21 protein-coding genes are annotated in these 19,556 nt (G+C 43.7%); 9 read left to right on the plus strand and 12 right to left on the minus strand.

Going from position 1 to position 19,556, the window contains the following annotated elements; genetic code table 11:
• The first annotated feature begins 3 nt into the window (after positions 1-3).
• The gene (locus tag LCM20_RS02585) at positions 4-1,086 is read left to right on the plus strand and encodes a glycosyltransferase (protein ID WP_225193862.1); all 1,083 of its coding nucleotides are present in this window, start codon (positions 4-6) and stop codon (positions 1,084-1,086) included.
• Positions 1,083-2,558 carry a phytoene desaturase family protein gene (locus tag LCM20_RS02590; RefSeq protein ID WP_225193863.1) on the plus strand — a complete coding sequence of 492 codons (1,476 nt, stop codon included), beginning with the start codon at positions 1,083-1,085 and terminating at the stop codon, positions 2,556-2,558. Before LCM20_RS02585 ends, LCM20_RS02590 begins: the two co-directional genes overlap by 4 nt.
• 20 nt (positions 2,559-2,578) lie before the next feature.
• On the opposite strand, the gene LCM20_RS02595 is transcribed toward LCM20_RS02590, so the two are convergent.
• Genes LCM20_RS02595 through LCM20_RS02605 form a run of 3 tightly spaced genes read right to left on the minus strand, consistent with a single transcriptional unit; the run spans position 2,579 to position 6,386 of the window.
• Positions 2,579-3,415, minus strand: coding sequence for a phytoene/squalene synthase family protein (locus tag LCM20_RS02595; RefSeq protein WP_225193864.1), 837 nt, complete (start codon positions 3,413-3,415; stop codon positions 2,579-2,581).
• On the minus strand, positions 3,415-4,896 hold the full coding sequence (locus tag LCM20_RS02600) for a phytoene desaturase family protein (RefSeq protein ID WP_225193865.1): 1,482 nt from the start codon (positions 4,894-4,896) through the stop codon (positions 3,415-3,417). The genes LCM20_RS02595 and LCM20_RS02600 overlap by 1 nt, the downstream gene beginning before the upstream one ends.
• On the minus strand, positions 4,893-6,386 hold the full coding sequence (locus LCM20_RS02605; protein ID WP_225193866.1) for a phytoene desaturase family protein: 1,494 nt from the start codon (positions 6,384-6,386) through the stop codon (positions 4,893-4,895). Before LCM20_RS02605 ends, LCM20_RS02600 begins: the two co-directional genes overlap by 4 nt.
• 227 nt (positions 6,387-6,613) lie before the next feature.
• Between LCM20_RS02605 and LCM20_RS02610 the strand changes: the two genes are divergently transcribed.
• Entirely contained in the window at positions 6,614-6,811 is a 198-nt protein-coding gene (locus tag LCM20_RS02610; RefSeq protein ID WP_225193867.1) for a hypothetical protein, read from the plus strand.
• A gap of 67 nt (positions 6,812-6,878) precedes the next feature.
• A complete protein-coding gene (locus tag LCM20_RS02615) occupies positions 6,879-7,010 on the plus strand; it encodes a YjcZ family sporulation protein (RefSeq protein ID WP_225193868.1) in 132 nt (43 codons plus the stop codon).
• Positions 7,011-7,150: 140 nt separating this feature from the next.
• On the opposite strand, the gene LCM20_RS02620 is transcribed toward LCM20_RS02615, so the two are convergent.
• The 5 genes from LCM20_RS02620 to glp all read right to left on the minus strand — a co-directional run bounded on the left by LCM20_RS02620 (position 7,151) and on the right by glp (position 13,457).
• Complete coding sequence (locus LCM20_RS02620; protein ID WP_225193869.1) at positions 7,151-9,112, minus strand: EAL domain-containing protein; 1,962 nt, start codon at positions 9,110-9,112, stop codon at positions 7,151-7,153.
• 17 nt (positions 9,113-9,129) lie between these two features.
• Positions 9,130-10,488, minus strand: coding sequence for a TrkH family potassium uptake protein (locus LCM20_RS02625; RefSeq protein ID WP_318247291.1), 1,359 nt, complete (start codon positions 10,486-10,488; stop codon positions 9,130-9,132).
• 118 nt (positions 10,489-10,606) lie between these two features.
• On the minus strand, positions 10,607-11,032 hold the full coding sequence (locus LCM20_RS02630; RefSeq protein WP_225193870.1) for a YwpF-like family protein: 426 nt from the start codon (positions 11,030-11,032) through the stop codon (positions 10,607-10,609).
• Positions 11,033-11,165: 133 nt separating this feature from the next.
• On the minus strand, positions 11,166-12,143 hold the full coding sequence (moaA, locus tag LCM20_RS02635; protein WP_412097977.1) for a GTP 3',8-cyclase MoaA: 978 nt from the start codon (positions 12,141-12,143) through the stop codon (positions 11,166-11,168).
• Positions 12,144-12,194: 51 nt separating this feature from the next.
• On the minus strand, positions 12,195-13,457 hold the full coding sequence (gene glp, locus LCM20_RS02640; RefSeq protein WP_225193872.1) for a gephyrin-like molybdotransferase Glp: 1,263 nt from the start codon (positions 13,455-13,457) through the stop codon (positions 12,195-12,197).
• Between the two features lie 152 nt (positions 13,458-13,609).
• Between glp and LCM20_RS02645 the strand changes: the two genes are divergently transcribed.
• Positions 13,610-14,956: a dihydrolipoyl dehydrogenase family protein gene (locus LCM20_RS02645; protein ID WP_225193873.1), complete on the plus strand. Its 1,347-nt coding sequence runs from the start codon at positions 13,610-13,612 to the stop codon at positions 14,954-14,956.
• A 41-nt stretch (positions 14,957-14,997) separates the two neighbouring features.
• Here the strand turns inward: LCM20_RS02645 and LCM20_RS20010 are convergent, their stop codons facing one another.
• The 3 genes from LCM20_RS20010 to LCM20_RS02650 form a co-directional block, all read right to left on the minus strand.
• Positions 14,998-15,132 (minus strand): hypothetical protein, encoded by a 135-nt coding sequence (locus LCM20_RS20010; protein ID WP_263621895.1) that lies wholly within the window; start codon positions 15,130-15,132, stop codon positions 14,998-15,000.
• A 105-nt stretch (positions 15,133-15,237) separates the two neighbouring features.
• Entirely contained in the window at positions 15,238-15,363 is a 126-nt protein-coding gene (locus tag LCM20_RS20015; RefSeq protein WP_263621896.1) for a hypothetical protein, read from the minus strand.
• Positions 15,364-15,738: 375 nt separating this feature from the next.
• Complete coding sequence (locus LCM20_RS02650; protein WP_225193874.1) at positions 15,739-16,269, minus strand: HD domain-containing protein; 531 nt, start codon at positions 16,267-16,269, stop codon at positions 15,739-15,741.
• Positions 16,270-16,381: 112 nt separating this feature from the next.
• On the opposite strand from LCM20_RS02650, the gene LCM20_RS02655 reads away from it, so the two are divergent.
• The 3 genes from LCM20_RS02655 (at position 16,382) to LCM20_RS02665 (ending at position 17,746) form a co-directional block, all read left to right on the plus strand.
• The gene (locus LCM20_RS02655) at positions 16,382-17,131 is read left to right on the plus strand and encodes an SDR family NAD(P)-dependent oxidoreductase (RefSeq protein WP_225193875.1); all 750 of its coding nucleotides are present in this window, start codon (positions 16,382-16,384) and stop codon (positions 17,129-17,131) included.
• 77 nt (positions 17,132-17,208) lie between these two features.
• Positions 17,209-17,547, plus strand: a complete 339-nt coding sequence (locus LCM20_RS02660) for a hypothetical protein (RefSeq protein ID WP_225193876.1) — start codon at positions 17,209-17,211, stop codon at positions 17,545-17,547.
• Between the two features lie 22 nt (positions 17,548-17,569).
• A complete protein-coding gene (locus LCM20_RS02665; protein ID WP_225193877.1) occupies positions 17,570-17,746 on the plus strand; it encodes a hypothetical protein in 177 nt (58 codons plus the stop codon).
• A 107-nt stretch (positions 17,747-17,853) separates the two neighbouring features.
• Here the strand turns inward: LCM20_RS02665 and corA are convergent, their stop codons facing one another.
• The gene (corA, locus tag LCM20_RS02670; protein ID WP_225193878.1) at positions 17,854-18,804 is read right to left on the minus strand and encodes a magnesium/cobalt transporter CorA; all 951 of its coding nucleotides are present in this window, start codon (positions 18,802-18,804) and stop codon (positions 17,854-17,856) included.
• Between the two features lie 126 nt (positions 18,805-18,930).
• Between corA and LCM20_RS02675 the strand changes: the two genes are divergently transcribed.
• The gene (locus tag LCM20_RS02675; protein WP_225193879.1) at positions 18,931-19,512 is read left to right on the plus strand and encodes a GNAT family N-acetyltransferase; all 582 of its coding nucleotides are present in this window, start codon (positions 18,931-18,933) and stop codon (positions 19,510-19,512) included.
• The last annotated feature ends 44 nt before the right edge of the window (positions 19,513-19,556 follow it).

Raw genomic sequence — 19,556 nt, forward strand, 5'->3', positions numbered from 1 at the left:
TTTATGACGATACTTTTAAACCTTTGGACCATTATCAATGGTTTTTTTCTCTATCCTCTCGTATCTAAACCTAAATTATCGAAACAACCAAAAGTCTCTCTACTCGTACCACTTAGGAACGAAGCTGGAAATGTGCCTGGTTTACTTGGATCCTTGAAACAGATAACGTATGAAAACATTGAATTTATACTACTGGATGATCATTCCGAAGACGACACATTTGCTTTGCTAGAGAAGGAAGTGGGTTCTGATGCCAGGTTTAGAATTATGAAGGGAAAAGAGCTGCCGCCCGATTGGAACGGCAAAGTTCACGCCTGTCACCAGCTATCCGAGAAGGCTTCAGGTGAATATTTAGTATTCCTTGACGCCGATGCACGTGTCGCTCCACGCATCATTGAAAAAACCATTGCTACGATGGACAAACACCAGGCTGATATGATAAGCGGGTTCCCTTTCTACCCGAATCATCACTTTCTCAGTCACATGCTTGTTCCTTTGCAGCATATGGTCGTGCAGCTTCACCTTCCGCTCATGGTGGCGAACCACTCTACACGCCCCATGTTCACAGCTGCCTGTGGAATCTTCATTTGTATCGAACGTTCCACCTATGACCAGATCGGTGGCCATAAATCCGTTCAGAATTCACTCGTAGAAGACGTTCATATTGCAAGAGAAGTCAAAAAGCAGGGTCATAAGATGATTCTTGCTAATATTACACCTTCTGTTCTGTCCTATATGTACGACTCATCGAGGGAGACGTGGGAAGGTTTTAAGAAAAACATTTACACAGGGATCGGGCGGTCTGTTTGGATGGTCCTTTTCCTCACCGTATTCTATGCCTTCGTATTTCTTGTGCCTTTCGGATATCTTTTGATTGGTGTTGTCGAGAACGATATCGTTTATCTGCTGCCTTACCTACTAACTGTAACCTTTAAAATGTACGTCGACAGCCGAACAGGACACCCATTGTGGCTATCCTTTTTTGTCCCATTGTCCATCGTGCTGCTGATCGCGATGATGTTCACTTCGATGTCCGTCCACCTTAAAGGAAAATCTTATCAATGGAAAGGGAGGTCTTACGAATGAAAGTCGTCATTATCGGAGGCGGTCTAGGAGGCCTGTCTGCAGCTGTTTCCTTAGCTTCACAAGGCGTTGAGGTCGACCTTTTTGAAAAGAATGATCACTTAGGGGGAAAAATGATGCCTGTTGATGAAGAAGGGTATCATTTCGACTTCGGACCGAACACGATTACCATGCCGGAAGTTTTCAAAGACGTGCTGAGACAGGGCGGCTTAGTACCGGAAGAAGAATTGGAGTTTATTCAAATACCGAACCATACCCGCAATCAGTTCTCTGACGGCACCACCTTCGACCTTTCATCTGACAGAGAGGCGATGTACAACCAGCTTCTACGCATCGATCCTTCCGGCGCGCGTGTGTATTATTCGTTTTTAAAAGAGGTGGAGAGGCTGTATGTTCTTTCCAAGAAACATTTCCTGCACCGGACATTTTCCAGCTGGAAAGACTATTTATCGCCTTCTCTTGGTAAGGCGTTTGCCCAAGTACGACCACTGGAATCGATGGATCACTTTTTTAAACAATACTTCTCCAACCCAAAGATCCTACAATCCTTGAACCGTTATTCGACCTATGTAGGCTCAAACCCTTACGTTACGCCAGCCACCTTTGCGATGATTGCTCATTTAGAGCTGAACGAGGGCGTGTATTATGTACGAGGTGGAAATACAAAAATTGCGCAGAGCTTTGTGAAAGCAGCGAGAAACCAGGGAGTCAGACTTCATATGAATCAAGAAGTGAAGAGGATGGTTACGAATGGATCGAATGTTACAGGGGTTCTACTCGAGAACGGAGAAATTGTGGAAGCAGACCGCATCATCGTGAACGGAGACCTTCTCGAAGCCGTACCGAAGCTGCTATCTGAAAAAGACAGACCTTCTTTATCTCAGAAAAGAATCGACCGAATGGACCCATCAATCTCGGCCTTTGTCCTATTAGCAGGGCTCGATAAGAAAATCGATTCCCTCCACCATCATCATGTATTCTTTTCTAATGACTATAAAAAGGAATTTCAGCAGCTACAGATGGGACAGTACGCGGATGACCCGACCATTTACATCGGTACCTCTTCCAAAACAGATCCTGATATATCACCTAAGGGAGACAATTGTTTCATTTTGGTTAACGCTCCTGCCCTCAGCACCAACCAGAATAGAACGCCTGAAGAATATCGTCAGTTGATCTATGATCGGTTGAAGGAGCACGGCATGGACTTAGAACCTCACGTTGCCTTTGAACAGGTGATTCCGCCAACAGAGATCCAACAAAAGTTCGGCGCATTCAGAGGGGCATTATATGGTCCCTCCGCCAACCGGAAGCTGCAAGCGTTTATGAGACCCTTCAACAAATCCAGGGATCTTGAGAACCTTTACTTCTGTGGGGGGAGTACACACCCTGGCGGAGGTTCACCGATGGTCGTGTTAAGCGGGCAGAATGTTGCCAACCAAATAGTGGGAAAGATCAGTCACATTGAAGCATAACATTCAAAAAAAGAAGCGGATTACTGCATCTCTGCAATAATCTGCTTCTTTTGTTGGTCCGTGACGAAGTTCCGCTCATTGAAGACTTGGTAGTCATTATTACGTATGGATTGAATAATGGCACGGTACATTCTCGCAGCACCTCCAACAGGAGCCTGAGAATATAGAGGATAATAAGAGATCGTTTTCAAAGAGTTCTCATAGTATGTCTCGGCATCAGTAGCTAGTTCTTCCCACAATTGAATGAAGGAAGGCGTTACTCTATGGTTCTTGAAATCATCTAAGGAGTAGTTGAAATCCTCCATCACCTCGCTGGGGATGTACACACGCCCCCGCTCCAGATCCTCACCTATATCTCTCAGGATATTCGTAATCTGCATCGCATACCCCAGTTCCACGGCCCCTTTACGAAGCATAGCGGTCTTGCCCGGGGCTAGTACAGGAAGCAGCATCAAGCCTACCGTACTCGCAACATGATAACAATAATCCAATAGATCATCCTTCGTAACAATCGGTTTCGGGTACAGGTCCATCCTCTGACCTTCAATCATATCGTAAAAAGGCTGAGCGTCCATTTGGAACTTTTGGAATACATCATCCAAGGCAACCCATGCAGGATGAGAACTTGACAGTTTCCCTTCCATAAACAGGTCGAATTCACGTGCAAACTGTTCCAGCTGCTCCTTTGGATGTTCCCCTTCATCGACTATATCATCGACACGACGGCAGAAGGCATAGACAGCCCAAACGGCTTTTTTCTGCTGTTTCGGAAGCATGGAAAAAGCTCTGGAAAAAGTTTTCGAATGTTCTTCGATGATTTCCTTGCAATAGTGGTAAGCTTGATTCAAATCCGTCATCAGTTAACACCTCGCTTGTAATTATGCCCCTGAGACGCCCCATATTGCAAGTGATTTGCTAAGAGTTTCGCTCCCTGCATAACGATTGGGACACCGCCTCCTGGATGAACAGAAGCTCCCACAGCATACAATTGATCGATTGGATAAGGTTTCAGCTGTGGTCTGAATACACCTGACTGGAAAAGCGTCGGTGCAATCCCGAAACTCCCCCCTTGATATAACCCTTCTTGTTTCGCCTGTTCTGGAGTTCTTACCTTCATCCAGTTGATCTGATTTCTAAGGTCTGGAAAGCCTCTTGATTCCATTTGATCGATCACGTGCTCAATCAGCTCGTCTTTATGACTCCAATCCACTTCTTCCCCTGCCGGTACAGGTATAAGAGTATAGAGAACACCCTTCCCCTTTGGAGCGAGAGAATCATCTATGATAGACGGGTGGAACGTGTAAAAAGATGGATCACCCGGCAATTCTTTCGACTCGAACACTTGGCGCATATGCTGGTCAAAATCTGAAGATAGGAAAAACTGATGAATCGTATTATGCTCATACACTTTGTCTACTCCCATGTAGAGAAGAAGACAGCCTGATGACGGAACATATTTGCGATTTTGACGATACTCTTTCGGTACAAGACGATCCATCAGAGGGAAGTCACCGTTCAATACGATTTCATCTGCCTCTATCGTCTTGCCATCGATCACTACCGCTTCAGCACGACCTTTCACTACCTCGACCTTCTCCACAGCAGTATCCGTATGGATCTTTACATTTCTTCTTTCAAGCTCCTCTACAATCAAATCCACCAAATGCGCGTATCCACCTTGCAAATACCAAATTCCATGCTCATGTTCACTATAAGAAACTAGAGAGTACATAGCCGGTGACTGCTGTGGATGTCCTCCGATGTACAAGGTCTGAAGAGAGTAAGCTTCCACCAATCGTTCATCTGAAAAATACCGTCTCATCATACGTTTAACATTTTGATAAGCTCTTAACCGGATCAACGTTCTTAAATTTTTCCCCGAAAAGAAAGATCGCTTCTCCACGAAGGATTGCTCTAGAAACTGGGCTTTCCCTTGTAAAAATCTAGTTTTCATATCGGTTAAAAATTGGTCAAACCCTTTTTCCTGTCCTGGAAACTTCGTGGCAAGCTCTTCCTTTTGTTTGGAAGGATCCGAGTATTTTGTATATGAATGACCGTCCTTGAAATGAACATCATACAGGGGGTCACACGATAGTAAAGGAAAGCGGGACCGCTCCATTCCCCCTTCTTCCAAAATCTCAAGCAGCATATCGGGAAGCAATACGATGGTAGGGCCTTGATCAATCTTGTACTCGCCATGTTTCATGAAAGTCAGTCTTCCGCCCAAGTGTGGCTCTTTCTCAAAAATGGTGATATCCCTTTCCTCATCTTTTGAAAGAAGCAAAGCTGTAACCAAACCACCTATTCCTCCACCAATGATTGTCGTCTTTTTGCTCATGTGGTCTGCACCTCTTCCTCTCTTATCCAGTTGGTCGTAATGCGCGCCGATTCAAGAATGGTTGGTAGACCACTCCCAGGGTGGGTCCCTCCTCCGACAAGCCAGCAATGCTCGAATTCCTGGAATTTGTTATGAGGTCTGAAATACATCATCTGAGAAAGCTGATGTCCTAAACTGAATGTCGCGCCTTTATGAACAAAGTGATCGGTTTCCCACTGCTTCGGTGTCAGTACCTTCTCAGCAACGATATGGTCTCGAATATCATGAAAGCCTGTCTTGTTCTCCAGTTCATCGTATATCAGTTCTTTGAATAGGTCCTGTTTATCGTCCCAGTCCAGTTCAGAATAGTTGTTCGGAACTGGAGCCAGGATATAGACAGCCGAATGACCTTCAGGAGCCAGCGAGTCATCTGTCACGCTGGCATTATGAACATAAATGGACGGTTCGTCGGATAAAACTAAATCCTTCGTCATCTCATCTACATTTTTCTTGTAGTCTTCTGCAAAGATTATCGTGTGATGCGGCATTTCGTACTTTTTATCTAATCCTACATAAATCATAAAAGTAGAGCAGGAATACTTCTTCTTCTCCAGGTGGGTCGATTTATGTTTGGTTAGTTCCTGATCGTCTACTAAGTGGTTCATGGCGTGGGCGAAATCCGCATTGACAATAAATTCATCGGCTTCTACGATTTCACCTGAATCGAGTTCAAGAGCTTTCATCTTCTTTCCATCCAGTTTGAATTTACGGACGCCTTGTCCAAGATGTATTTGTCCACCGTGCTCTTCCACCACTCTGGCCATTGCCTTAGACAGCTGGTTGACGCCACCCCTTGGATGAAAGACTCCATGTTCATGCTCCATATAAGAAAGAATGGCAAAGGCTCCCGGGCATTCCCAAGGAGACATCCCTAAGTATTTTGCCTGAAACGTAAATGCGATCTTTAATTTTTCATCATCGAAGTATTGTGAAAGGACGTCATAGACGGACTTGCCTAGTGATAACTTCGGCAGTGCCCTTAGCGTTCGCTTGCTTACATAGTCCCTTAGTCGGTTGTGTCGGGTCTGAAGAAGTGGCGTCAACGCCTCCATCTGTTCTCTCGTTTCCTTCATGAAGCGTTGGTAGCCGATTTCATTCCCTGGGAAATAATCTCGAATGACTTGAATCATCTTTCTACGATCCCGGTACATCGGTACTCGTTTACCATCAAATTGCAGTTCATACATTGGAGAAAGTTCCATTAGGTCCATGTAATCGTGTACGTTACGACCTGACAATTGAAAGATTTCCTCCATAATATGAGGCATACTGAGAAATGTAGGACCAATATCAAACGTATAAGCCCCTTCGCCTAACGTGAAGTGCCCGTTCCTTCCCCCTACATAATTCTGCTTCTCATATACGTGAACTTCGTATCCTTTAGATGCTAAAATCATGGAAGCAGCTAATCCTCCAGGACCAGCGCCCACTACTGCAATTTTTTTCATCATACTCACCTTCCTAGCGACAACTTACGGTTATTATATAAAATGTTATATGTAAAGTACTGCAATCTGCACCCCGCAATGTGCTCCCTTTCACTCACTAATAGAAAACAGCCTATTGTCCTAATCCTTACCCCTTTTTCATGTTTTATAACCATTCTGTGTATTTTCACTCTAGTCCTTTTCATAAATGGGGAGGTTTAGACCATACTACCGGGTAAGGAGGACAGAAAATGAATGCAAAACAACGAGTGTACGGACCCGTCTACCCTTCCCACACTTTGACATCACATACAGACCAGCAGAAGGATCAGCTCAACCACTGGTGCGACGAAATGGACCCTTGTGTCGAATACCATCAGGAACCCACTACGAGCAATGACAAAAGAAGCAGAATTTCCAGAACTGCAGGCGTTACTTTTATAAACTAGGTAAATGACCATACACCTTAGCCACCCCGTGCATACGCTGACAATGTAAACAACAGGAGGTGAGCTTATGTACGGATGCTATAATTATGGTGGACGTCGTTGTCAGCCAGTCGGTGGCTACAGAGGCGGCAACACTTTTGCTCTAATTGTTGTCTTGTTCATTCTTTTGGTGATTGTTGGTGCAGCATTTTACTGCTAAACGAATAACTAAAGTGAAGAAGAGTAACAATGAAAAGCATTGAGATCGGACCAAGGATCCTGACCTTCAATGTGTTCAACCAATTTCATACAAAAAACAGGGCGAAACCATATAGGTTTCGCCCTGTTATCGAGAACTTATCAATGAACGTATCCTCTTGTGAAAATCGAAGATAACTCTTCTGGTGGCAATGGACGACTGTAGTAATAGCCCTGCATCTCATCACAACGTTCTTCCTTCAGAAAAGCTAACTGCTCAGCCGTCTCCACGCCCTCTGCAATCACTTTCATATTCAATGAATGTGACATATGGATAATGGACTTCACGATGGCCTGATTCTGCTCCTGGTTTTCATTAATAAAGGCCTTGTCAATCTTCAATTTACTGACCGGGAAACGACTTAGGTATTTCAAAGAAGAATAACCTGTGCCAAAATCGTCAATAGAAACGTGGACCCCTAAGCTTCTTAAGTCGTTCAACGTTTGGATGATGTATTCTTCGTTAGTCATCGCCATACTTTCCGTGATTTCGAGCTCTAAATAGTAAGGGTCGAGCTTCGTCTCATCTAATATCTTTCTTACCCTATGCACAATGTCCTTCTGCCGGAACTGAATCGCTGAGAGGTTTACGCCTACAATGACAGGGTCGAACCCTTCATCCTGCCATTTCTTGTTTTGGTAGCACGCTTCGCGCATGACCCACTCTCCAATTTCAACAATCTGGCCATTTTTTTCTGCAATTGGGATAAAAGATGAGGGCGGAATGAACCCCTTCGCTGGATGCAGCCACCTAACGAGTGCCTCCATTCCTACAACCTTGCCAGTTAAAATGCTCTTCTGCGGTTGGTAATGAATTTGAAGCTCGTCTCTCTTGATCGCTTTTCTCAGCTCAGTTTCTACGGAAAGCATCGTCTCGAACTTCTTCGTCATAGAAGAATCATAACTCATGAAATTGTTCCGCTGGCTTTCCTTCACTGTGTACATAGCGCTGTCAGCCTGCTTAATAAGATCATCCGCTGTTGCACCTTGAGAGGGGAAGAAACTGATTCCGATACTGATTGTGGTGAACAAATCATAGCCTTCGATGGAGACTGGCCTCTTGAACGTGTCAATCATGTCCTGCGCGTACGTTTCAGCTTCATCCTCCGAAGCAATGTGCCTCTGTAAAACCAAAAACTCATCGCCTCCCATGCGCGCAACGAAGGTATGGCCACCGTTTCTCTGCTTGAGCCTCTCTGCACATGCCTTTAAAAAACGATCACCGAAAGAATACCCTAACGTGTCATTGATCTGCTTAAAGTAATCAATATCAATAAAGTGCACAGCCAGTTTTTCCCCTCGACCCGATGCCTCATGAATGGCTTCTGAGAGGATTTCATTAAAATACATACGATTCGGTAGGTCCGTCATTTCATCGTAGTAAGACATGAATTCGATTCTTCTTTCGTTATGTACACGCTCCGTAACATCTCTCACTATGGCAACACGCAGTCTGTCATCCTGTGCCAGGCGATGAGCGGCAATCTCGACAAAGACCGCCCTTCCATCTTTCTTTTTTCCTTCAAAAGGAACAGGGACTGCAGCTCCGTTTGTCTCTATATTCATAAGCCTGTGATGATGATCTTCTGTAGTCAGGGAATACACATCCCGATTGATGAGCTCAGATGGCTCATACCCGAACATACGGGCAAACGTTGCATCACAGTCAATGATCCGACCATCTGCATGCATGACCATCCCTTCTGATCTGATGGAAACCCATTCTTCTCCATTTTCCTTCATCATTCTTTTTTGTTCCGTCAATGAAACAGGGACGAAAATCAGAGCGTATAACTCCTCATCAAGCCTCAATGATTTCACCTGGAAGGAACCCTTCTTCTTCCCTCTCCACTCCATTACGTGATGACGGTCTCTTTGTTCCAACCAATGATGATTAGGTAGGAAGCGGTGGATCGACTCTCCACTCACTTCCCCTAAAAGGCGATTGGCAGAAGGATTACATTGAACTATGGTGTCCGAATGATCCACAAATAATAATGGATCTCTAAAATGTTCAAACAGCCACTCGTGAATCGGAAGTTCTTTCTCGTTTCTGTGTGACATGACCCAGCCCCCTAAAACTAACCGATAATAATTCTCTCTTTTGGATAATGATAATTACCTGACGTCTTATCTTTCTGGAAAGAAAATAAGAACGTTAAAATGCCGATTCGCCCAAGGAACATCAACATCATGAGGACAAACTTGCCGAAAGTCGATAATCCAGGCGTAATACCGAGCGACAGGCCGACTGTTCCGAATGCAGAGGTAACTTCAAAAATAATTTCATTTAAACTGAAAGGCTCACTGATCGTCAGTGCTACGACAGAAGTGAACACCGTAATAAGTGCCATCAATGTGACGACAACAGCTCGGTTCAAGTCTTCATTATGAACTTCGCGGCGGAAAATACGAATGCGGCTTGCTCCCCTGGCAAAAGTTAGGATAAAGATAATGACAAGCGCGAATGTGGTCGTACGTATTCCCCCACCGACAGAACTTGGCGATGCTCCAATGAACATAAGAGAAGACATGAATAATTGTGTCTGCTCTTGAAACTGATTGATGTCCATCGTCGAGAGACCGCCACTTCTTGTCGTAACCGACTGAAACAAGGCGTAGAAAAAGATTTCATGCCATGACTTGTCCTCAAAGAAAAAGTTGAATTCGAGGATAATGATCATCACCGTGCCAAGGGCCACGAGTACAAAGAACGTGAACGTAGTCAATTTAGCGAACAAGGAGAAACGAATCGTCTGCTCCTGTACGTTATGAAACAAGTACTGCTTGACCTCGATCAATACAGGGAAACCGATAGCTCCTGCGATAATCAGAATCATATTAATAAACTGTACAAAGTAATCATCTTTAAAAGGAATCAAGGATTGGCCGGTAATATCAAACCCACCGTTTGTCATGGCACTAATGGTGCCAAAGAATCCTTGTAAGTATGCTTCTCCAGGTTCATAGTACTGTAGGAAATAGGTTCCTAATGTCAAGAAACCAAGAAGCTCGATCAATAAGACAACTAAAACGATTTGCTGCACCATACTGACCATGCCCTGGAACGAATTCCTGTTCTGGTCGGTCATAATCAGCCGGCGTTCTTTCAAGCCGATTTTCTTCCCTAACATGAGCCATATCAATGTACCCAATGTCATGACACCAATTCCACCAAACTGCAAGACGAGTGCCAGGATAAAGATTCCTGTCGTACTGAATGTTTCAGCTGTAGGAACTGTCGTTAACCCCGTCACGCTCACAGCACTTACTGCCGTAAACAAGATATCAATAAAACTCAGGTTCACACCTGGTTTGTGTGCAACAGGTAAGGCAATGAGAATGGAAGAGATGGTGACCGCAAATAAATAGTAGATCGCAATTAGTTGAAATGGCGATAAATCGTTAAGCCAACGAAGGCTTTTTCTCCTCATCCACATGGTAGTACTCCTTTAATGCTCTAATTTTAAGTGAAAATACATCTTGTTTATTATATCAGGATGCAGGAGGAATTTCTTCGGTTGAATAAAAAATTGATGGGGATATGTAGTGATGAGCCTATGCTTTGGCTTCATCCCCTCGTCGCTTGAATTCTTCCAGTAAATCTTCTCCCTGAAAACCTTCATCCATCAACGACTTTAAAATCTTTTCCACTTGTTCCCTTTGTCGATCAACCATCGTCCCCATAAAAATGACATTCATCGCATTTCCGATCATATTCGTATCGACCACACTTACTAAAAAAGTGGCCGGTCGGTTACTCTGCTTCGTGATTTTGACTTGGATAATCAATTCTTCTTGGGACTTCACCATTGAATTGAAAAATTCCTTATAACTATCATCTACATACGCTTCAATCGTCCAACGACCATGATCGTCTTCACGATTAATAATCAAACCATCCTGCAATTTGATGCGACGCTGCGTAATGTCATCATTTTTCTCTTCCACGATATCGAGAGAAACTAATTTAAAGGTTTTCACTTCAAATGACCTCCAAGGATCTTTATTGGTACTTTTATTATAGTGGACGCTGCTCCTAGGAGCAAAAAAAGTTACATAAATTCTTAGATCTAAGACGAATCCCCGGTTCTCATCTCGAAAACCGGGGACACCATCACCCTCCAATGTAGGACATTTCTATTTTCTTCTCAGGTAAAGGTCGTCCAAGAGTCCGATCTACGGAATACTGGTCTTTTCGCCCCGTCCAAATCGCTTGTACGGTAGAAATCAGTTCTTTTTCAGATACATCATCACGTAGAAGCGTTCTTAAGTCGTATCCTTCAGATGCAAACAAACAGGTGAAAAGCTTTCCATCTGCTGAAAGGCGGACACGTGTACAGCTGCTGCAAAATGCTTCTGTCACGGAGGATATAATTCCGATTTCCCCTCCTCCATCCATATATCGATAGCGTGAAGCGACTTCGCCGAAATAGGATGGATCCACCGACTGCAAAGGCAGCTCAGCATGGATCGAATCCACAATCTCTTTTTTCGAGACCACTTCATCCATCTGCCATCCATTATGATTGCCGACGTCCATGAATTCGATAAACCGAAGGGTATCGCCTGTCTCTTTGAAATACCTCGCCATCGGAAGAATTTGACTCTCATTCATTCCTTTTTTTACAACCATATTGATTTTAATAGCAAGTCCCGCTCTCCTTGCCGCCTCTATCCCTTTAAGAACAGGTGATGTCTTAATTCCACGCCCATTCGTTTGCTGGAATACTTCATCTTCGATTGCATCTAAACTGATATTCACCCGGTCTAGCCCCGCTTCTTTTAAGAGAGCTGCCTGTTTGACTAAAAATATCGCGTTTGTCGTTACAGCAATATCCTTTATACCCGGAACTTCCCGAATTCGTTTGACGAGGGTATGTAAATCCTTTCTCATTAAAGGTTCGCCACCCGTAATTCGTATCTTCTCTACTCCGAAACGAGCAAATACCTTCACTAACCTCATGATTTCATCAAAGCTGAGTAATTCATCCCGTGACATAAATCGGTAATCATCCCCGAATATTTCAGCCGGCATACAATATGTACAACGAAAATTACATTTATCAATGACAGAAATCCGTAAATCTCTCATCGGGCGATCCAATTTGTCTATCAATGTTTCTGTCAACTTCTCCACCCCTCCCTAGAAAATGTCCTGACCATCCGACTCTTCAAGTAATAGAGCTTCCACCCGATCGCCATTCTCGTATCCTTTTGTTCCACCCCGCAATTGAATCAACACATTCGTTGAAGCAAGTGACGTAACGACTGCCGACTTATCCAAGCCCGCAGGATATACATAAACCTTCCCTTCCTGGTAAGAAATAAACCCTCTGACGAAACGGGTGAAAGGATTCGGTTTCTTGAAATCTTTTCCTAGTACGGCCATTATTCTCTTGTGATAGACATCTTTCTTCCCTATCAGTGCTTGTAGAACCGGGTAGGTAAAGAGCTCAAATCCGACATAGCACGCCGAAGGGTTCCCAGAAAGCCCAAACAAGAGTTTCCCTTTACAATCTGCGACGGTTGTAACACTTCCGGGGCGCATAGCCACTTTATTGAAAAGTACGTCAGCTCCCAGCTTCTCATAAATGTCCGGCATCAAATCATAGTCCCCGACCGACACACCGCCCGTTGTAATCAGACAGTCTACTTGATTGAGAGAAGCCGCTACAGATCGGTAACACGTGTCGAAATCATCTTCTAACTTCCCGAAATAAATACCTCGGCCACCTGCCCGCTCAATTTGAGCAAGAATCATGTAGGCATTTGAGTTTCTGATCTTGCCCGGCTGCATGGGCTCATCAACATCCAGAAGCTCGCTTCCTGTTGCAAAAACGCCGATGACGGGTCTTCGATAAACCTGAACGCGGTTATAACCGAACGTTGCGAGTAGCGCCTGGACACCAGGATTCACCTGTTTTCCTTTTCTAACTAAAACTTCGCCCTCTTCTGTCTCCGAGCCTTTCTCCATAACATTCTGACCAGGGGTAAAAGGTCGTTTCACTGATACCCATTCCTCCCCATTATTCTGATAAGGATGGCAGACCTCAAACATAGCCACACAGTCCGCTCCGTTTGGTATTTCAGCCCCAGTCATAATTCTGACCGCTTCACCTTCCCGCAAATGACGACTTGCCCGAAATCCAGCCGGAACCGTTTCGATCACTCGAAAGTGACCCACCTTTTCACGTGACAGCTCCACCGTATCTTCAGAACGAAAGGCGAACCCATCATAAGGTGACTTATTAAAAGGCGGGACAGCGTGTGTAGCCATAATATCCTCAGCGAGTGTACGGTGCAGGGAATCCACCACTTCGACGGTTTCCGCCTTTTGTTGGAATTCGCGGTTCATGACTTTATCAACAGCATCCTTCACAGGAAGAGGTGTTCTATGTAGATTCATATCGCTCATGCCCTTCTAATGTTCGTTTACTAGAACATATCGGAATTGGCAAACTTTTTCAAAGGTTTCGGGTTGCGTCGAAAATAGTTTTTTCCTAATCAGAGTAGGGTAAAATATAGTACCTAAATGAAAAGAAAAGGATGATGAATATGATGAATACATATGACTTGGTGGTGATCGGCACCGGACCATCCGGCGGTCGAATCGCTAAGAAAGCCGCTAAAAAAGGGTGGAAAGTGGCTGTCGTCGATGAAAATGAATATGGTGGAACCTGCCCGAACAAAGGCTGTGATCCGAAAAAGGTCATGACAGGTATAGCAGAGGTGTACGATTACGCCAAACGATTAAGAGGGTCCGGACTCCAAGGGGAAGTCTTTCTCGATTGGAGCGACTTAAAAGCCTTCACAAATACGTTTACGGATCCCGTTTCGAAAATGACGGAACAATCCTTCCAAGAAAGCGGCGTCGACACCTTCCACGGGACGGCTGTCTTTCAAGATCCTCATACGATCGTAGTGAATGATGATGTATTATCCGCCAATGAATTTGTAGTCGCTACCGGTGCAAAACCATCCCCTCTTCCTATTGAAGGCGGTGAACACGTAACGACCAGCGACCAGTTTTTTGAATTGGAAAATATCCCTGAACGCGTTCTTTTTGTAGGAGGAGGATATATTTCATTTGAATTCGCCCACCTTTGCGCACGACTCGGGAAAAAGGTCACCTTATTACATCGCAGTAGACACGTGCTGAACGGGTTTGATCATGAAATGACTAATAAACTAATCGAAATGACAAAGGACCTCGGTGTCGACATACACGTGGACACTGAGGTGAAGTCTATTGAAAAAAGAGATAACGGCAGCTATCGCCTGAATGTGAAAAAATTCGATCATGAGCACCACTTCCATGCGGACCTCGTCGTTCACGGAGCAGGACGTGCCCCCAATGTTGACAAGCTTGGCCTTGAGAAAGCTGAAGTAGAGACTTCTAAGGATGGAATTATCGTAAATCACAACTTCCAATCGAGCCAGGCACACATTTATGCTGTTGGAGATGTGGCGGACACAGGACAGCCACCTTTGACGCCTGTTGCCGGAGAAGAGGCGAGACGACTACTCAATCATTTATTAGAGAACAAGGAAGAAGAAGCTATCGATCTTCCTGTTCCGTCCGTTGTATTTACGTACCCGAAGCTTGGGAAAGTCGGGTTAACCCAACAGGAAGCAAGTGAAAAGAAGATCCCTTATGAAGTTCAATCCAAGAACATCACGTCCTTCTACTCCTACAAAAAAACAAATGAGTCCGGAGCCTATGTAAAAGTTTTGACGAACCCTGTAACAGATGAGTTGATTGGTGCCCACTTCCTCACAGGAGCTGCAGATCACTTGGTCAACCTGTTTACGGTTGCCATTCATAAAAAAATGACGAAACAAGAACTGTCAGCTCTGCTTTTCGCCTACCCATCTGAGGAAAGTGACATACCTAGTTTCTTTTAAACAAAGATTGCCCCTCGTTCGCTGAACGAGGGGCAATCTTATTAAATCAAATCAGTCTTCATTCTTGATTGTTCAATCTTTTGTTGAATGACATTCATTTTTTCGATTTGTTTTCTCCGTGATTCAACGGAGTGGCGGTTTATAGTAATCACAAACATGATAAAGTTCAATTTCAATGCAATACCTCCTCTTTCCTAAATCCAACTAATCCGTATCCTTCTCCGCATTCAACCAGTTCATGAATTCTCTCTTACGTGTATCCATCATTTTTCCATCCCTCCTTACATGTATTGAGAAGCTTTTCTGTCTAACCATTTTTCTTGAACTGTCGGACGGTACCCTGGAACCGGCGAATATTTCTTCCGCTTAGAAACCTTAATCGTGAATAACAAAAAGTGAATCGTCATTTGTGCACACCCCTTTCAAAAAGTAAATATATATTAAAAAGGTAAAAATACCCTTTTAAAACCATAAGAAAAAGCCACAGGTGGGATACCTGTGGCCCTTTATCTATGCAGTAAACTACACATTATCTAAAAAAGCCACAGGATTACCATACGTTCCACCTGCGGCATTTATGACAATAATTTTTGTGAAATTACAGTATATCCAGCGCAGGTCGATATTTAGTTGATTGGATGTTCAGCATCATCTTTTTCATTTTCATCGACCTCACTTTTCAGTAAATTTTTTCTTACACTGGAAATTGTATAGGACTTTGTTACGAAAGTAAAGCCCTTTTTGGAAAATATTTTCTCAATCTACCTGTAACTTGACTTTTATCATGAGACATCATTCTGTTCGTAATACAAATCGAGCTCCACATCAAGTTTATGAAGGAGTTGTATGGCTTCACTCTTGTCCATCTGTTTATAATGATGCAGTCCGCCTGGCTGTTCATCCTTTTCATCAGCTTTTCTCACAACTTCCTGCAAAGGCGTACGCTGATCGACAAGGTTGAACGGCAGATAACTGTCTGTATGAAGAAGCACGGCCAATGATATTTCCTTAGCTGCCGTGCGGTGTTCCCCGAGCCTGATCAACAATTTATGAGCACGCTCTGCTCCTTTTATCGCATGGATATCATGTTTTCGATATTCCTCATAGTCCCATTTTCCATCTCTGTACCATTCATAGTGCCCCATATCATGAAGCAGTGCCGCTTTAGTGGCGAGATCAGGGTCCACCCCAGCCTCCAAAGCCATTTCGAAGGCGTAGCGAGAAACGGTAACGGCATGATGAATTCCGGATCTTTGAAGGTATTTCTGTGTAATTCGATGTTTAAACACTTCTACTAAAGTCACTTTCCGCATACGTTCACCCCCGAGTTTAGACAGAATCATATCATGTTCCCATCCCTCAAACAAGCTTTAGAGGTTTACAGTAAAACAAGGAAAGGAAAATAAGGTTGAGGAGGAATGACATATGGATTTTTCGAATGAGACCGTCATCATTACAGGAGCAAGCAACGGAATCGGACGCGGACTTGCAAAAGCCTATATCGAAAAAGGGGCTCACGTTATTGCTTGTGACATTGATATAGAGCGAGGCAAACAATTGGTTGAAGAAACAGCAAACTTGGACGGGGCATGTACCTTCCGTGAATGTGATGTCTCCGACCCAGATGCTGTCGAGACATTGTTTCACTGGATAAAACAACAAAACCACGAAGTTTCTATTGTAGTGAATAATGCAGGAGTCAGCCATTTTCAAAATTTATTCGATATCGATATTGAACAGTGGGATCAGGTGATCAATACGAATTTACGGAGTGTGTTTCTCTTCTCTAAAAACGCTGCCTCACTGTGGAAAGATAAGCAAACAGGTGGCCGGATTGTCAACATCGCCTCGACTCGGGCATTCATGTCAGAAGCAGACTCTGAAGCTTATGCAGCAACAAAAGGAGGGATTACGGCCTTAACACACGCATCGGCCGCTTCATTATCCGCCTATGGAGTCCGTGTAAACTCCATCAGCCCCGGATGGATCCACACAGGTGACGAGGACGATCTGAGAACAATCGATCACACCCAGCACCTTTCCAATCGCGTGGGTAACGTTCAGGATATCGTTAAAGCCGCCTTTTACCTGACAGATCCAGATAATGATTTCGTAAACGGCGAGAACATTGTCGTTGATGGAGGTATGACCAGAAAAATGATCTACGAACACTGATAAAGAAATCCGGTTTAGTACAACTTTTGTAAGGGTAACAATATTGTAACAAAACATTTTATATCATTTTGGAGGTGATGTTTTTGAAGGAACTTTACTCTTATCAAATACAATTCCACCAGCCATTGTCGACTAACCAGATTATGAAATTACACAAGTTGATCAGCAAGAATACCCACCAATTGTATTTACACCAAGGGCACCTTATCGCGGATGCTGGTCATCTTCCAAAGCTATTATCTTTCTTTTTATTTATGAATCTTGACCGGCCCATCATTCTAATTATTGATGGAGAGAACGTAGAGGCTGCCTTTCAGGAACTGGAGCAGTGCTGGATGAATCGAGTAGAAAAATCGATTTGCAGAAAACGATACACGGAATCGATGATGAACGACAACACTTCTATCGTTGTATAACTTCTGTATAGGAGGTGAGGAAATGAAAGATAACCGTGATGTAGACATTGAAAAAGAAGATCGAGATATTGAAATTAAAGAAAAGAAAAGCGACTCCAGTCAAGTCGGGGTAGCAGCCATTAAATATATTACCTACTTAATTATTTTCTTCGGAATTTTATGGTTCCTCATCAATTATGTAATTGGCAATTTCTTATAACCCTCTTTAATAAAATTCATGACAAAAACCCGGGTGATGCCCGGGTTTTTGTCATGAATTCAAAGAAATAAAAAGAGACTGGAATGACTCCAGCCTCTCCTCTCACTTTAATCGAACCATCCTTTGTTTTTGAACCAGCGATACATGCCTACAGCAATTCCAATCATCACAATCCAAACCGCGAAGTAGCCGAAGTCCCACTGCAACTCAGGCATACGTTGAAAATTCATCCCGTAAATTCCTACAATGAAGGTCAAAGGCATAAAGATCACCGATATGACAGTAAGAATCTGCATGGTACGGTTTGTTTGATGAGAGTTGAGAGATAGATAACTATCCCGTATGTCCTGTGTCATTTCACGATTTGAAGCAATGATATCTGCTACTTTGATCAAGTGGTCGTGGATATCGGCAAAATATTCCCTACGCTCTCTGACTCCATCCAAATGATGCGTATTAAGTATACGGTAAAGCAGGTCCCTCATTGGGTGAACCGTCTGCCGCATCGTGAGCAGTTCGCTTCTTCGATCAAACAGCTGATCGAGAAGCCGCTCCATAGATAAGTTCTTCGTATTGTCCTCAATCTCATTGATGTGATCCTCAATTCTATACACGATCGGAAAATAGTTATCTACGACTTTATCCAAAATTTGATGAAGAATAAAGTATTCATCAACCTCATCCTTGTTCTTATTTTGTATAAGAAGCTGTCGAGCTGTTTCCAACGCTCTGGCAGGTTTCTTATGGAAGGTTACGATAAAACAGTCACCAAGGAAGATGTTGATTTCTTCCCTCTCAAGCGTTTGAGGATGAATGGAATGAATGACAAAAAATGTATGGTCCTCATAATAGTCTAATTTGGGTCTTTGCAACTCGTGAAGACTATCCTCAACAGCCAGAGGGTGAAATTCGAAATAGCTCTCCAGCAATTCCACTTCTCCTTCAGCCGGGGACTCAAAGTCAACCCAATACCAATCCCAATGCTCTTCAGAGAGCTGTTTTAGAGACAACCCTTCTTGTAAGCCCTTTTCCTTCGAATAAGCAAATACTTTTATCATGACATCACCCTTTTCCTAGCAGCCGTTCCTATCTTTTATACCCAAGGTTACACAATCAGAAACGTAAGCGCAATCAACTCTGCTTGTGGTAGGATAAGGGTAACATGGATCAAAGGGGAAATGGTTATGCCTAAAACCGAGACCGTCATACGAGGAACGAACGTGATACTGAGAAATATCGAAGAGAATGATATCCCTATTCTATGGCAGATGATTTATAAAGAGGACGAGCCCGAGTGGAAGAAATGGGATGCCCCCTATTATCCTCTTGAACCCCACTCATTGGAAAGTTATCGAAGCCATGAATACGCAAGGCAGCAACGACTTGCTTTTGGTGAGCCGGACTCAAGATTAATCATGGAAGTAGATGGAGATATAATCGGAACCGTCACCTACTATTGGGAACATAAACCGTCCTTGTGGTTGGAGGTGGGCATCGGTATCTATGACCCAGCCTATTGGAATGGCGGATACGGAACGGAAGCACTCACGCTTTGGGTCGACCACCTCTTCAGCGTTCTCCCATTAGCAAGAATCGGGCTAACTACTTGGTCTAGAAATGAACGGATGATGCGTGTTAGTGAAAAAATTGGAATGAGACTCGAAGGCAGGCTGCGTCGAACAAGGATATTTGAAGGAGAATACTACGATTCCATCCGAATGGGCGTCCTTCGGGAAGAGTGGAATCCACCAAACAATCTTAACTAAAAGTAATGCCATCAGTTGCTTTCAATAAAAAAAAGGTCATCCCG

The organism is Halobacillus litoralis (genome assembly GCF_020171725.1).
In the GTDB taxonomy this organism is placed as follows: domain Bacteria; phylum Bacillota; class Bacilli; order Bacillales; family Halobacillaceae; genus Halobacillus; species Halobacillus litoralis_F.